Source organism: Mycolicibacterium pallens, from assembly GCF_019456675.1.
GTDB lineage: Bacteria > Actinomycetota > Actinomycetes > Mycobacteriales > Mycobacteriaceae > Mycobacterium > Mycobacterium crocinum.
Genome location: NZ_CP080333.1, coordinates 1,191,964 through 1,206,455 on the forward strand (window position 1 = coordinate 1,191,964; position 14,492 = coordinate 1,206,455).

The 14,492-nt window shown below is 67.3% G+C and carries 15 protein-coding genes; 7 read left to right on the forward strand and 8 right to left on the reverse strand.

What is annotated here, in order from left to right:
• Positions 1-402, forward strand: coding sequence for a rhodanese-like domain-containing protein (locus K0O64_RS05790; protein WP_096310316.1), 402 nt, complete (start codon positions 1-3; stop codon positions 400-402).
• Here K0O64_RS05790 and K0O64_RS05795 read toward each other — a convergent pair.
• From K0O64_RS05795 to K0O64_RS05805, 3 genes are read right to left on the reverse strand one after another with little or no spacing between them, the layout of a single operon-like run.
• Positions 386-2,095: an alpha/beta hydrolase gene (locus K0O64_RS05795; RefSeq protein ID WP_225933638.1), complete on the reverse strand. Its 1,710-nt coding sequence runs from the start codon at positions 2,093-2,095 to the stop codon at positions 386-388. The two genes, K0O64_RS05790 and K0O64_RS05795, sit on opposite strands and share 17 nt — an antisense overlap.
• 9 nt (positions 2,096-2,104) lie before the next feature.
• Entirely contained in the window at positions 2,105-2,887 is a 783-nt protein-coding gene (locus K0O64_RS05800; RefSeq protein WP_096312713.1) for an enoyl-CoA hydratase, read from the reverse strand.
• 7 nt (positions 2,888-2,894) lie between these two features.
• Positions 2,895-3,938, reverse strand: a complete 1,044-nt coding sequence (locus tag K0O64_RS05805; RefSeq protein ID WP_096310318.1) for an enoyl-CoA hydratase/isomerase family protein — start codon at positions 3,936-3,938, stop codon at positions 2,895-2,897.
• A 208-nt stretch (positions 3,939-4,146) separates the two neighbouring features.
• Here K0O64_RS05805 and K0O64_RS05810 point away from each other — a divergent pair, with 208 nt between their 5' ends.
• Entirely contained in the window at positions 4,147-4,995 is an 849-nt protein-coding gene (locus K0O64_RS05810; RefSeq protein ID WP_096312714.1) for a Bax inhibitor-1/YccA family protein, read from the forward strand.
• 131 nt (positions 4,996-5,126) lie between these two features.
• On the opposite strand, the gene K0O64_RS05815 is transcribed toward K0O64_RS05810, so the two are convergent.
• Positions 5,127-6,344, reverse strand: coding sequence for an acetyl-CoA C-acetyltransferase (locus K0O64_RS05815; RefSeq protein ID WP_071947368.1), 1,218 nt, complete (start codon positions 6,342-6,344; stop codon positions 5,127-5,129).
• Positions 6,345-6,381: 37 nt separating this feature from the next.
• Positions 6,382-7,347 (reverse strand): SGNH/GDSL hydrolase family protein, encoded by a 966-nt coding sequence (locus tag K0O64_RS05820; protein WP_071947367.1) that lies wholly within the window; start codon positions 7,345-7,347, stop codon positions 6,382-6,384.
• 191 nt (positions 7,348-7,538) lie between these two features.
• On the opposite strand from K0O64_RS05820, the gene K0O64_RS05825 reads away from it, so the two are divergent.
• The 5 genes from K0O64_RS05825 to K0O64_RS05845 all read left to right on the forward strand — a co-directional run bounded on the left by K0O64_RS05825 (position 7,539) and on the right by K0O64_RS05845 (position 12,632).
• Positions 7,539-8,591, forward strand: coding sequence for an alpha/beta hydrolase (locus tag K0O64_RS05825; protein WP_071947366.1), 1,053 nt, complete (start codon positions 7,539-7,541; stop codon positions 8,589-8,591).
• A gap of 33 nt (positions 8,592-8,624) precedes the next feature.
• A complete protein-coding gene (locus tag K0O64_RS05830) occupies positions 8,625-10,019 on the forward strand; it encodes a cystathionine beta-synthase (RefSeq protein WP_071947365.1) in 1,395 nt (464 codons plus the stop codon).
• A gap of 137 nt (positions 10,020-10,156) precedes the next feature.
• The gene (locus K0O64_RS05835; RefSeq protein WP_071950064.1) at positions 10,157-10,804 is read left to right on the forward strand and encodes an Rv1078 family RDD domain-containing protein; all 648 of its coding nucleotides are present in this window, start codon (positions 10,157-10,159) and stop codon (positions 10,802-10,804) included.
• A gap of 13 nt (positions 10,805-10,817) precedes the next feature.
• The gene (locus K0O64_RS05840) at positions 10,818-11,432 is read left to right on the forward strand and encodes an Rv1078 family RDD domain-containing protein (RefSeq protein ID WP_071947364.1); all 615 of its coding nucleotides are present in this window, start codon (positions 10,818-10,820) and stop codon (positions 11,430-11,432) included.
• 27 nt (positions 11,433-11,459) lie between these two features.
• Positions 11,460-12,632, forward strand: a complete 1,173-nt coding sequence (locus tag K0O64_RS05845) for a cystathionine gamma-synthase (protein WP_071947363.1) — start codon at positions 11,460-11,462, stop codon at positions 12,630-12,632.
• On the opposite strand, the gene K0O64_RS05850 is transcribed toward K0O64_RS05845, so the two are convergent.
• The 3 genes from K0O64_RS05850 to K0O64_RS05860 form a co-directional block, all read right to left on the reverse strand.
• Positions 12,624-13,283 (reverse strand): GPP34 family phosphoprotein, encoded by a 660-nt coding sequence (locus K0O64_RS05850; protein WP_071947362.1) that lies wholly within the window; start codon positions 13,281-13,283, stop codon positions 12,624-12,626. The two genes, K0O64_RS05845 and K0O64_RS05850, sit on opposite strands and share 9 nt — an antisense overlap.
• 12 nt (positions 13,284-13,295) lie before the next feature.
• Positions 13,296-13,790, reverse strand: coding sequence for a transcription elongation factor GreA (greA, locus tag K0O64_RS05855; RefSeq protein ID WP_071950063.1), 495 nt, complete (start codon positions 13,788-13,790; stop codon positions 13,296-13,298).
• 231 nt (positions 13,791-14,021) lie between these two features.
• The gene (locus K0O64_RS05860) at positions 14,022-14,459 is read right to left on the reverse strand and encodes a DUF4307 domain-containing protein (protein ID WP_071947361.1); all 438 of its coding nucleotides are present in this window, start codon (positions 14,457-14,459) and stop codon (positions 14,022-14,024) included.
• Positions 14,460-14,492: the final 33 nt, after the last annotated feature.

The following is a 14,492-nucleotide window of genomic DNA, read 5'->3' on the forward strand; positions in this document are numbered from 1 at the left end:
ATGAGCAGCCGAATCGACCGTGTCCTGGCCGATGCCAGGGCCCAGCTGCGCAGGCTGGCGGCCGACGAGATCCCGCCGGCGCTACGGCGTGGTGCCGTCCTGGTCGACATCCGCCCGGCCGCCCAGCGCGCCGCCGAGGGCGACGTCCCGGCCGCGCTGGTCATCGAACGCAATGTGCTGGAGTGGCGGTGCGACCCGACCAGTGACGCGCGGCTGCCCCAAGCGACAGACGACGACGTCGAGTGGGTGATCTTGTGCTCGGAGGGTTACACGTCGAGCCTGGCGGCCGCCGCTCTGCAGGACCTGGGCTTGCACCGAGCCACTGACGTCGTCGGCGGCTATCACGCCCTGGTCGAAGCCGGCGTACTCGGGGAGCTGGACGAACTCACTCCGGTGCGGTGACGATCCCGCGCAGCCGGTCGGTCTTCTCCGGCGTCCACCCCGGCGGCTGCAGGATCGCCGCCCAGGCGTTGACGACGTCACGCACATAGCGGTGCCCGTGCCCGTCGGGCACATCGACGGCCACCGCCATATCAGCGGACACCTGCAGGAACGTCACGATCGGAATCCAGTACATATCCGGCGATACGTCGTATCCGAGGGCCTCCCGAAGCCAATCCGGTTCGGCGAACAGCAGATTCGGGTTCCACCAGGTGATGGGATCCGACGCGTGCTGTAGGTAGACCACGCGCGGATAACCCCACGGTTTGTCGGGGCGGCCCAGATTGTCCGGGCGCGCGGCGAACCGGATGTTCTGGCCCTCGTCGAAGATCGGCAGCCACATCGGAGAGCCGGCGTCGCGGTTGACCGTGACGTCGTCCCACATCGTGTTGTTGAACGTCGGGCCGGAGAACAAAGCCCCGTCGGTGCGGGCGATGATGTTGTTCGGGCTGAGGAACGGTGCTTCGGCGCCGAACGATCCCAGGCTCTCGCCGAACACCACGATCTTGGGCCGCTGCGCCTCGGGCATCTCCCGCAGTCGCGCGTCGACCGCTTCGAACAGGGCCTGACCGGCCTGGCGGGCGTTCTCCTTGTCCACCAGGAACGACAGCCAGCTCGGCAGGAACGAGTACTGCATGCTGACGATCGCGGTGTCGCCGTTGTACATGTACTCCAGGGCGGATGCTTCGGCCTCGTTGATCCAGCCCGTGCCCGTCGTCGTCGCGACAGCGATGACCTTGCGCTTGAATCCGCCGGTACGCTCCAACTCTCGCGCGGCGAGAGCGGCGACCGCCTTGATGCCGTCGGCGGAATTCTTGCCCGCGTAGGCCCGGATCGGTTCGACCGCGGGGGCGCCGTTGAATGCGGTCAGCTGCTCGACGGTGGGACCGCCGGCGACGAAGGTGCGTCCCTGATGGCCGATGGTGTCCCAGGGAACGAGCGAGCCAGGGCCACCGGAGCGCAGCGGCGTGGTGGGCGCCGGGTTGTCGGGATCCATCTCGTCGTTGACCGAGGCGAATGTGCTGTTCAGGAAACTCATTCCGCCCCTGACCACCACGCCGTTGAGGATCGCGATGGTCAGGCTCAGCAGCAGTGCCACCACGACCACGGCCGAAACACGCGGTGGCGCATAGCGATTCAGCAACCGCACCAGGAATCTGACGAGTTTGCCGACCAGCTGACCGATTTCGACGAACAGGAACAGCACCACCACACCGATGAGCCCGGCCTGCGGGTAGTTGTACCACTTCAACCGCGGTACACCCATCAGGTCGCGGACGTGGTCCTGCCAGACGTGGAACCAGTAGATCGTGAAGACCAGCCAAATGATTCCGATGACGACCAGTACCGGCCACGCCCACCGCGGCGGGTGTGGGCTGGCGGGCCGCGAGAGCATGAAGCGCACCAGCCAGACAGCGAAGACGCCGAGGCCGTAACCGGCTGCGCCGGCGGCGCCGCTGACCAGACCTTGGAACAGCGGTCCGCGCGGTAGCAGTGACGGACTCAGCGACAGGCCGAGAAACAGGAGACCGACGGCGGTGCCGGTGAACGTGTAGCGCCGTTGCCACCAGTCCGGCTTGAACTCGTCGGCCTGCTCGGGGGCGGCCGCCTCCGAGTCGGTGGCTTCAGTCGGCTCCGGCTCGGTGACGGTCACGTCAGCACCTTAGCGGTGCGTGAAGTTGGGAGGGCGCTTCTCGGTGAAGGCGGCCATGCCCTCGGTCTGGTCGTCGGTGGCGAACGCCGAGTGGAACAACCGACGCTCGTAGAGCAGACCCTCCGTCAACGTGGATTCGAAGGCGCGGTTGACGGCTTCCTTGGCCATCCGGGCGGCCGAGCGCGACATCTGCGAGATCGTCGTGGCAACGGCTTTGGCCTCGGCGAGCAGGTCGTCGGCGGGCACCACCCGCGAGACCAGGCCGCTGCGTTCGGCCTCCGCGGCGTCGATGGTGCGGCCGGTCAGAATGAGGTCCATCGCCTTGGCCTTGCCGATCGCCCGGGTGAGTCGCTGCGAGCCGCCCATGCCGGGCAGCACGCCGAGCTTGATCTCGGGCTGGCCGAATTTCGCGGTGTCGGCGGCGATCAGGACATCGCACATCATCGCCAGTTCGCACCCGCCGCCCAGGGCATAGCCGGCCACCGCGGCGATGGTGGGGGTCCGGACCGCGGCCAACTTGCCCCAGGCTGCGAAGAAGTCGGCGTCGAACACCTCGGAGAACGACAGGCTGGCCATCTCCTTGATGTCGGCGCCGGCGGCGAACGCCTTCTCATTGCCGGTGATGACGATCGCACCGATGCCGGGGTCGGCGTCGAATTCCGCAGCGGCCGTGGTGACCTCGACCATCACCTGGCTGTTGAGTGCGTTGAGTGCCTTGGGCCGGTTGAGCGTGATGGTGCCGACCCGCTCGTCGCGGTCGACCAGGATGGTTTCAAAGTTTTCGGGGCTCATCATGTCCTCACTTGAACGTCAGGTCCGGGTCTGCCGGCGCGAAGTACTGTTCCACATCCTGCTCGGTCACCGCGGCCAGTGAGGGCGGGTTCCACGTCGGGTTGCGATCTTTGTCGACGATCTGCGCGCGGATGCCTTCGACGAAATCGTGGGACTTCAGCGACGCCGACGACACCCGGTACTCCTGCACCAGAACGTCTTCCAGTGTTTCGAGCTTGGCTGCGCGTCGCACAGACTCCAGCGCGACGGAGGCCGCGATGGGGGAGCGGGAGGCGATCACGTCGGCGGCTTTCTTGGCGTCGTCTTCGTCGTGGCCACGCAGGGCGTCGATGATGTCGCCGACGGTCTTACCGGCGTAGCACTCGTCGATCCAATGCTGTTGCGCCAGAAGCTGGCTCGGCGGCGGCTCGACGGCGAACGCCGTGACGGCGGCGTCCACGCCGTCGGCGACGATCGCGGCGACGAACCCTTCGAGTTGCACGTGCGGGATGTAGTAGTCGGCAAATCCGAGCGCGATGGCGTCCGCTCCGGAGAACGGCGCGCCGGACAGTGCGGCGTGCAGTCCCAGCTCGCCGGGCGCCCGCGACAACAGATACGTCCCGCCGACGTCCGGGATGAAACCGATGCCGACCTCGGGCATCGCGATCTTGGAGGTGTCGGTCACCACGCGGACGCTGCCGTGGGCGGCGACGCCGACCCCGCCGCCCATCACGATGCCGTCCATGATCGCCACGTACGGCTTCGGGTATTCGGCGATCTGGGCGTTGAGGCGGTACTCGTCGAACCAGAACCGACGCGCTTCGGACCCGCCGTCGGCGCGGGCACTGTTGTAGATCGCCACCACGTCACCACCGGCGCACAGTCCGCGTTCGCCTTCGCCGGCCAGGACCACCGCAGCGACGGCGTCGTCATCAGCCCACTCGGTGAGCGCGTTGGCGATGATCGTGACCATGGTGTGGGTCAGCGAGTTGATGGCCTTGGGGCGGTTGAGCGTCAGGAAGCCGACGCCGCCGTCGACCCGGGTCAAGACTTCGTCGGAGTCAGCCGTCACGGGTGCGAGGTCCTTCCGTCCAGTTAGTTGGATGTCCTAGTTTTACCAGTCGACGAAAGATCGTGACCCGCCGGATACCGCTCACAGGTAAGGTCAGGCTTGGTAGCACCGGACACGCCGGGAAGAACGTTGTGGACTTCCTGGGAACCGGTTCCGGTAGCCGTTCGTTGACGGTGTGTTACTCGACTTCCAGGAGAGGATTCCGACGGTGCGGGAGACCAGCAACCCGGTATTTCGTTCGCTGCCCAAGCAGCAGGGCGGATACGCACAATTCGGTACCGGCGTAGCCGGTGCCCAGCAGGTGGCTTACCAGGCCGACCCGTACGCGGGCGCCTACCAGCCGCAGACCGGTGTCTCGCGGCCCATGACGATCGACGACGTCGTCACCAAGACCGGCATCACCCTTGCCGTGCTGTCCGTCGTCGCGGTCATCTCCTACTTCTTGGTGTCGGCCAACCTGGCGCTGGCCATGCCGCTCACCCTGATCGGTGGGCTCGGCGGGCTGGTCCTGGTGCTGATCGCCACCTTCGGCCGCAAGCAGGACAACCCGGCGATCGTGCTGAGCTACGCGGCGCTCGAGGGCCTGTTCGTCGGCGCGGTGTCGTTCATCTTCGCCAACGTCGTGGTGTCCGGCGCCAACGCCGGCGTGCTGATCAGCCAGGCGGTGCTCGGCACCATCGGCGTGTTCTTCGGCATGCTCGTCGTCTACAAGACCGGCGCCATCCGGGTGACCCCCAAGTTCACCCGCATGATCGTCGCCGGCATGGTCGGCGTGCTGGTGCTGATCCTCGGCAACTTCGTGCTCGCGATGTTCGGTGTCGGCGGCGGTGAAGGCCTCGGCCTGCGCAGCGGTGGTCCGATCGCGATCGCCTTCTCGCTGTTCGTGATCGCGCTCGCGGCGTTCAGCTTCCTGATCGACTTCGACGCCGCGGACCAGATGATCCGCGCCGGTGCGCCGGAGAAGGCGGCCTGGGGCGTGGCCCTCGGCCTCACCGTGACGCTGGTCTGGCTCTACATCGAGATCCTGCGACTGCTGAGCTACTTCCAGCAGCGCTAGCTGTACTCAACGAACAAAGCCCCGGCCTTGAATGGCCGGGGCTTTGTCGTATGCGATCAGTGTCGTAGCGAGGCTGTAGTTGGCGACACGTCCACTCGCGTTTTGGCGCGCCAACTACAGGCTCGGCGCAATCAGCTCAGCCGCTCGATGACCATGGCCATGCCCTGGCCACCGCCGACGCACATCGTCTCGATGCCGAACGTCTTGTCGTACGTCTGCAGGTTGTTCAGCAGCGTGGCCGTGATGCGCGCGCCCGTCATGCCGAACGGATGCCCGAGTGCGATCGCACCGCCGGAGACGTTGAGCTTGTCCTCATCCATGCCCAGCGCTCGCGCCGAGCCGAGCACCTGCACCGCGAAGGCCTCGTTGATCTCGTAGAGGTCGATGTCGGAAATCGACATCTTCGCCTGAGCGAGCGCCTTCTTGACGGCCTCGATGGGGCCGAGGCCCATGATCTCCGGCGACAAGCCGGACACGCCCGTCGACACCACGCGCGCCAGCGGGGTCAGCCCGAGCTCCTTGGCCTTGGTGTCCGAGACGATGACCAACGCCGCCGCGCCGTCGTTCAGCGGGCAGGCATTGCCCGCGGTGATCGTGCCGTTCGGCCGGAATACCGGCTTCAGCTGGCTGATCTTCTCGTAGGAGGTGCCGGCGCGCGGGCCGTCGTCCTTGGAGACAACCGTGCCGTCGGGCAGCGTGACGGGAACGATCTCCCGCTCGAAGAAGCCGTTGTTGATGGCCTCCTCGGCACGATTCTGCGAGCGAACGCCCCAGTGGTCCTGGTCCTCCCGGCTGATGCCGGTGTGCAGCGCGACGTTCTCGGCGGTCTGGCCCATCGCGATGTACACGTCGGGCAGCAGGCCGTCCTCGCGCGGATCGTGCCACTCGTCGGCGCCGGCCGAGGCCTGCTCGGAGCGGGCCATGGCGTCGGCGAACAGCGCGTTCTTGGTGTCCGGCCAGCCGTCGGCGTTGCCCTTGCCGAAGCGCGACACCGTCTCGACGCCGGCCGAGATGAACGCGTGGCCCTCGCCGGCCTTGATCGCGTGGAAGGCCATCCGGGTGCTCTGCAACGACGACGAGCAGTACCGGTTGACCGTGGTGCCCGGCAGGAAGTCGTAACCCAGTTCGACGGCGACCGCGCGGCCGATGTTGAAACCGGACTCACCGCCAGGCTGGCCGCAGCCCATGATCAGGTCGTCGATCTCGCGCGGGTCCAGCGAGGGCACCTTGTCGAGTGCGGCGCGGACCATCTGCGCGGCCAGATCGTCGGGACGAATGTCGACCAACGACCCCTTCATCGCGCGGCCGATCGGCGAGCGGGCAGTGGAAACGATGACGGCTTCGGGCATGACGACTCCTTGGTCTGCAGGACGACTGCACACGAACCTAGCTCGCGGTCACCACGATCGGTGCGGGGACCCCGGTGGTTTTGCGGCGAAGCAGCCGCGTCAGCGGCCCGAGCCGGTCGGTCAGCGCCCGCACCTCGGACCGGGTGACCCACGGCAGGTCGGGCACGGTCTTGCCGGTCCACTCGCCGAGGGCGTGGCACAAGGCGGGCAGCAATTGGTTGGCGGCCAACGCATATCCCGCCGCCGACGGGTGGTAGCGGTCCTCGGAGAACATCACCTCGGGGGCTTGCAGGAAGTTCGGCGCCAGCAGGTCGGCCAGCGGCACCGGCACCCCGCCCGCGGCCCGCACCGCGGCAGCCTGCACGCGGGCCAGCCGCAGTCCACGGTTGCGGGCGGTCCACCGCAGTGGCTGCGGAATGTCCTTGATGACACCGAAATCCGGGCACGTCCCGACGACCACCACCGCACCGGAGGCGCGCAGCCGCTGCACCGCCGCGCCGAGCCGGCGCGCCGACGGGCCGATGCCGTTGAGGGCGGTGATGTCGTTGGCGCCGATCATGATGACCGCCGCGTCGGGCGGTGGACCGGCCACGAACATCGCGTCGACCTGACCGGACAGACCCTTCGACGTCGCGCCCACGATCGCCTTGGTCGACAGCCGGATCAGCTTGCCGGACTCTTCGGCGAGGCCGCGGGCGAGCAGCACCCCGGGTACCTCGTCGGCGGTGCGGCAGCCGTACCCCGTGGCTGTCGAGTCGCCGAAGACCATCAGATGCAGGTCGAACTCCACGCCGCGCTCCCAGCGGCGGACCGGCCCGCCACCCGGGGCGTAGATGCCGTCGGCGCGCGGCGGGATGTCCCAGGACTTCGGGATCACGTTACGAACCTGGTCGGCCTGGCCGGTGAGCAAACTGCGCGCACCCAGCACGGCGGTCCCGGTCGATGCCAGAACCCCCGCCGCTGCCAGCGCGGCCGTCGACTTCCGCGGAGTGCGTATCCCCACGACTTCAGTTTAGGTGCTGCTCCGGCGGGAATTCGGGTCGCAACAGTGGCCCCGCGATTACAGACAGGTATCGGATCCGGTAAGAAATCAGATCGTTAGTTGTTATAGATAACGCAGGTGGCAAGCTAAGTTACCGGGCTTAACTCAAACGCCCGGAACACGTATCTACATTGGCGTAGGGAGTGTTGACCATGACCGCACCCAGTAAGGTTCGGGCTTCGGCCCCTCATCATGTCCATGCTGGTAGCGGTGGTCGCCCGCGCCGGTATCCGGTCTCCGACGGCGCGCCCGTCGAGGTCGTCGAGAGTGGCCCCAGCATCGCCGCGCGACTCGTCTCGATGGGCACCCGGGTCACCATGTGGCCCACGTTGGCCGTGCTCAGCCACGTACCGCACTGGCCGTGGCCGTTCGGCCTGGTCGACTTCGTCGCACGGGCGCTGCTTCCCACGCCCGGCACCGTCCGCGCCACCGTCGGATTACCGAACGCCTCCGCGCAACTGGTCCGCGCTCCCGGCGTGCTGCCCGCCGACGGCAACCGCCGCGTCGTGCTGTACATGCACGGCGGCGCCTTCCTGACCTGCGGTGTCAACTCGCACAGCCGGATCTCCGTCGCGCTGTCGAAGTTCGCCGACTCGCCGGTTCTGGTGGTCGACTACCGGTTGATCCCCAAGCACTCGATTGGCAACGCCATCGACGACTGCTACGACGCCTACCAGTGGCTGCGCACCCGCGGCTACGAACCCGACCAGATCGTGCTGGCCGGCGACTCCGCGGGCGGCTATCTGGCCCTGACGCTGGCGCAGCGGCTGCAGGCCCTCGGCGAGGAGCCGGCCGCGTTGGTCGCGATCTCGCCGCTGCTGCAGCTCGACCACGAGCAGAAGCTCACCCACCCGAACATCCGCACCGATGCGATGTTCCCGCCCAAAGCCTTCGACGCCCTGGTCGCGCTGGTCGCCCGGGCGGCGGCCAAGCAGATCGTCGACGGCGAGCCCGAGGGCGTCTACGAGCCGCTCGACCACATCGAACCGGGCCTTCCGCGCACGCTGATTCACGTGTCCGGGTCAGAGGTCCTGCTGCACGACGCGCGGCTGGCCGCGCGCCGGCTCGCGGCGGCGGGTGTGCCCACTGAAGTGCGGGTGTGGCCGGGCCAGATCCACGACTTCCAGCTGGCCTCGCCGATCATTCCGGAGGCCAAACGTTCGCTGCGGCAAATCGGGGAGTACATCCGCGAAGCCACCGGCTAGCCGCGCGCTTTCGCGGCCTGACACGATGTAGGTATGCGAATCGCGTCGCACATCAGCGAGCTGATCGGGAACACCCCACTGGTCCAACTGAACTCCGTCGTTCCGGAGGGTTCGGGGGTGGTCGCGGCCAAGATCGAGTACGTCAATCCCGGCGGCAGTGCCAAGGACCGCATCGCCGTGAAAATGATCGACGCCGCCGAGGCCAGCGGCGAGTTGAAGCCCGGCGGGACGATCGTCGAACCCACCTCCGGCAACACCGGCGTCGGCTTGGCTCTGGTCGCACAGCGGCGCGGATACAAGTGCGTCTTCGTCTGCCCGGACAAGGTCAGCGAAGACAAGCGCAACGTGTTGCGCGCCTACGGCGCCGAGGTCGTCGTCTGCCCGACTGCCGTGGCGCCGGATGACCCGGACAGCTACTACAGCGTCTCCAACCGGCTGGTCACCGAGATCGAGGGCGCGTGGAAGCCCGACCAGTACTCCAACCCGATGGGGCCGGCCAGCCACTACGAGACGACCGGCCCGGAGATCTGGGCCGATACCGAAGGCAAGGTCACGCACTTCGTCGCCGGCGTCGGAACCGGCGGCACGATCACCGGCGCCGGGCGCTATCTGAAAGAGGTCTCCGGCGGCAAGGTGAAGATCATCGGCGCCGACCCGGAGGGCTCGGTGTACTCCGGCGGCACCGGCCGCCCCTACCTCGTCGAGGGCGTCGGCGAAGACTTTTGGCCCGCGGCCTACGACCCGGCCGTGCCCGACGAGATCATCGCGGTCTCCGACGCCGACTCCTTCGACATGACCCGACGCCTGGCCCGCGAAGAGGCGCTGCTGGTCGGCGGCTCCTGCGGCATGGCCGTCGTCGCCGCGATCAAGGTCGCCCAGGAGGCCGGGCCGGATTCGGTGGTCGTGGTCCTGCTGCCCGACGGCGGCCGCGGCTACCTGTCGAAGATCTTCAACGACGGCTGGATGTCGTCCTACGGCTTCCTGCGCACCCGCCTGGACGGCTCGATCGCCGAGCCGACCGTCGGCGACGTACTGCGCGGCAAGTCCGGGGCGCTGCCCGATTTGGTGCACACCCACCCGTCGGAAACCGTGCGCGACGCCATCGGCATCCTGCGCGAGTACGGCGTGTCCCAGATGCCGGTCGTCGGCGCCGAACCGCCGGTGATGGCGGGTGAAGTGGCCGGCAGCGTGTCGGAGCGCGAACTGCTGTCCGCGGTGTTCGAGGGGCGGGCCAAACTCGCCGACGCGGTGTCGGTGCACATGAGCCCGCCGCTGCCGCTGATCGGTGCGGGGGAGTTGGTCAGCGCGGCGGCCAAGTCGCTGGGCGAACGGGATGCGCTGATGGTCGTCGAGGAGGGCAAGCCCGTCGGCGTGATCACCCGCCACGATCTGCTGGGCTTCCTGTCCGACGGGCCGCGCCGCCGCTGAAGTAGTTACGCGCGCAAATTCTTTGAGCGCCGTATTGCGCTCAGATGAAGATTGCGCGTTGTCGCGATACGCAGGTTCTTCTCAGGTACATTTAGGCCGCTTTATCCCAGGTGATCATTGTCGAACTGGAAGGCGCCATGACCGAACAACCACCAGGTCCCCCGCCGGGGAACTACCCGCCGCCGCCTCCCGGGAACTACCCGCCGCCACCACCGCCACAGGGCGGATACGCGCCGCCGCCGCCTGGCGCCGGCTTCGGCGGACCACCCTCGCCCGGCCAGCCCGTTCCCCAGCTGCCGCAGAGCGCCTACACGTCGTGGTTCACCCGAGTCGTCGCCTGGCTCATCGACTACATCCCGGCCTACATCATCTTGGGTATCGGCTACGGCGTCCTGATCGGCACCTCGAACACCGACTGTGTGACCGACACCTCGGAGTACGACACCGGTACCTACTGCGCCTCGGATACCTCGACCACCGGCACGCTGGTGCTGGTCATCGCCGGCCTGATTGCGATCGCGTTCGTGGTCTGGAACCTCGGTTACCGCCAGGGCACCACCGGGTCGAGCATCGGCAAGTCGGTGATGAAGTTCAAGGTGGTCAGCGAAAAGACCGGCCTGCCAATCGGTTTCGGCCTGTCGCTCGTCCGCGAGATCCTCTACCTGGTGGCCTCGTACATCTGCCTGGGCATCGTGTGGTTGATCGCGGTCCTGTTCCCGCTCTGGGACAGCAAGCGCCAGACCCTCGCCGACAAGATCATGACGACCGTCTGTCTTCCCCTGTAGACAAGGACTTTCGATGACGCAGCCTCCTCCTCCGCCCGGTAACTACCCGCCGCCCCCGCCGGGGAATTACCCACCGCCGCCTCCGCCGGGAGGGAATTACCCGCCGCCGCCCGGCAACTACCCGCCGCCGCCCCCGCCGGGTGCCGGAGTGCTGGCCAAGGAGGCCTACACCCCGTGGATCAAGCGGGTCGGCGCCTGGATCATCGACGTCATCCCGATCGCGATCCTGTCCGGAGTCGGACAGGGCCTGATGGTGGCCACCGGTGAGAACAACTGCACCTCCAGCAGCGTCGACAACAGCTACGGCGTGTACTGCACGTCGCAGCCGTCGGCCCTGGGGCTGATCCTGTCGTTCGTGTTCGGGCTCGCCAGCCTGGCGTTCGCGCTCTGGAACTACGGCTACCGCCAGGGCACCACCGGGTCGAGCATCGGCAAGTCGGTGCTGAAGTTCAAGGTGATCAGCGAGAAGACCGGCCAGCCGATCGGTTTCGGGCTGTCGATCGTGCGCCAGATCGCCCACTTCGTGGATGCGATCATCTGCTACATCGGCTACCTGTTCCCGTTGTGGGACGCCAAGCGGCAGACGCTCGCCGATAAAATCATGACGACGGTGTGCGTGCCGCTCTGACGTCTCGAGCCGATAGGCTCGAAACCGATGAGTGAGCAACGCAGCGCAGCAGATCGGCACCGGGCCCAGGGGTTCGCGACCAGGGCCATCCATGCCGGCTACCGTCCCGACCCAGCGACCGGTGCCGTCAATGCGCCGATCTATGCGAGCAGTACGTTCGCCCAGGACGGTGTCGGCGGCCTGCGTGGCGGGTTCGAATACGCGCGCACCGGCAACCCGACGCGCGCGGCGCTGGAGGCGGTGCTCGCCGCGGTCGAGGCCGGCACGTTCGGGCGGGCGTTCAGCTCCGGGATGGCGGCCACCGACTGCGCATTGCGGGCGGTGCTGCGTCCCGGTGATCACGTCGTCATTCCCGACGACGCCTACGGCGGTACCTTCCGGCTCATCGACAAGGTGTTCACCCAGTGGGGGGTGCAGCACACGCCGGTGGCGCTGTCCGACCTCGACGCGGTGCGCGCGGCGATCACCCCCACCACCAAGCTGATCTGGGTGGAGACCCCCACGAATCCGCTGCTGTCGATCGCCGACGTCTCGGCGATCGCCGAGATCGCCGCGGTCGGTGGCCAGAAGGTGTTGGTGGACAACACTTTCGCCTCACCGGCTCTGCAGCAGCCGCTGAATCTCGGTGCCGACATCGTGCTGCACTCGACGACGAAGTACATCGGCGGGCACTCCGACGTGGTCGGGGGCGCGCTGGTGACCAACGACGAGGAACTCGACACCAAGTTCGCCTTCCTGCAGAACGGTGCCGGCGCCGTGCCCGGCCCGTTCGATGCGTATCTGACGATGCGGGGTCTGAAGACACTCGAACTGCGGATGCAGCGGCACAGCTCCAACGCCGCGAAGGTGGCCGAATTTCTGGCCGAGCACGAGGCGGTGAGTGCGGTGCTCTATCCCGGTCTGCCGTCGCATCCCGGCCACGAGGTGGCCGCCCGGCAGATGAGCGGATTCGGCGGCATGGTGTCGGTGCGGATGCGCGGTGGTATCGAGGCGGCGCGCCGGTTGTGCTCGCGCACTGAGGTTTTCATCCTCGCCGAGTCGCTCGGCGGGGTGGAGTCGCTGATCGAGCATCCCGGTGCCATGACCCATGCGTCGACGGCCGGCTCGCAACTCGAGGTGCCCGACGACCTGGTTCGTCTCTCGGTGGGTATCGAGGACCCGGCCGATCTGCTCGGCGACCTCGAGCAGGCCTTAACCTAGCGCTGGCCGTACCGCGGCGGTGGTCACCGCCAGGTTGACCTCGGCCAACTTGTTGTCGTCAACCCATGTGCCGCTTGCGATTTCGATGGCACGGTCGCCCACCCACTGTGAGCCGCGGTCGTTGAGGCTCAATACTGCGCCCAGGCCGCCAACGGTATGCAGCAGCGAGACGATCGTCGCGGTCACGGGATTGGGGCAGTTGCCGTCGAACAATGTCGACAACATCGCCGACCGTGCCGCATCCACCCGCGTCCGGCTGGCCAGCGGCCAGGCGTAGGAGTTGCGCCGAAATCGGTTCTGCGACAACGAGATCTGATGTAGCTGGCCGGTGCGCAGCAGCTGGTCGATGACGCGGTCCTCGGTGTGCTTGCGCAGCTTGGCGATCGCCGCGCTGGGCGTGACCGGTGCTTCCTGGAGCAGCGTGAGTGCTGGGCGTACCACGGGATCCAGCGGGGGTGGTCCGGCCAGCGCGACCAGGTGATCGGGCGGTACGGGTTCGCCCGGCACTGCCGGCCGCACCCGGCAGTCATAAGCCAGATCCAACAACACCGCGGCGGCCAGCAGCCGCTGCAGCAGGCTCGGCTCGATAGCGGGCTGTGCCGCACCGTTGTCGAGCAGCAGCAGGAGAAGGTCTTCGGCGATGCGCGCCACGCGCGAGGGAGCCTACGAGTGGTAGGGCTCGGCGCTGACCAGCGTGACCTTCACGGTCTTGCCACTGGGCACCGCGTACTCGCGGGTGTCGCCGACCTTGGCGTTGAGCAGAGCGCCGCCCAGCGGGGAGTTCGGCGAGTACACCTCGAGCTTGTCGTGATCGATGCCCTCCTGGCGGGTAGCGATCAGGAAGGTCTCGGTGTCGGACTCGTCGCCGTCGTAGTAGACCTTGACCACCGAACCGGGCAGTGCGACGCCGGACTGCTTGGGCGCCTCGCCCACCTTGGCGGTGTTCAGCAGCTCTTGCAGCTGGCGGATGCGCGCCTCCTGCTGGCCCTGCTCCTCGCGGGCGGCGTGGTAGCCGCCGTTCTCGCGCAGGTCGCCCTCTTCGCGGCGGTCGTTGATCTCGGCGGCGATGACCGGACGGTTGGCGATCAACTGATCCAGCTCGGTCTTGAGCCGGTCGTATGACTCCTGGGTCAGCCAGGTCACCTGGGTATCGGTCATCTCGCCGCGCTCCTCATTCGTTGGTTCCGCGATGTTCGCGTTGCAGTCTGTTGTCGCTGCTGGGAGCATGCGGATGGTTCCGCGTGTATTGCCATCGAAGAGCTGCGATCAAACGCGCTAATGAAGCAATACACGGCTCCCAGCAGGAACCGTGTATCGAGCAAGTCTACCACCGCGAGGACAGTCGCCCTTAATGCTTTCGCAGTTCCGTGTTAGTTGTTCCGTCGCCGGTCAGGGCGCGACGAGATAGCTGGGAACGTCATTTCCACACCCGTAAATATCGCCGACGAACGGTCGTTTGTACGACTTCACAAATGTGGTGACCTGCACCGTTGCGTCCTGCGACGGTGGCACCAGAATTTCCCGGCGGCCGGTCTCGTCGCCGTCATGAGAACGAACTCGGACAATGCAATGCGCCGGCTGCGAGGGATCCTTTCGGGTCACGCTGATCGTCACCGAAACGGTGTGGTCGTCGGTGACCTCATACGCCGCGATTTTGCCCTCGACGTCGTTGCCTTCGAACCGCTGGTAGGCGATCAGGGCGAGCACGACGCCTGCCGCCAAAACGAGGACACCCAGCGCGAACGCCACCCGGCGCCGGGTCGCCGCGGGCAGGCGCGGGCGCCCGTAGCGCGACTCCGGGGGGAGCGGCGGGGGACTGTCGGTCATGGGTTGCAGGTGCGTCTCTCGTCAGCAGGCTTC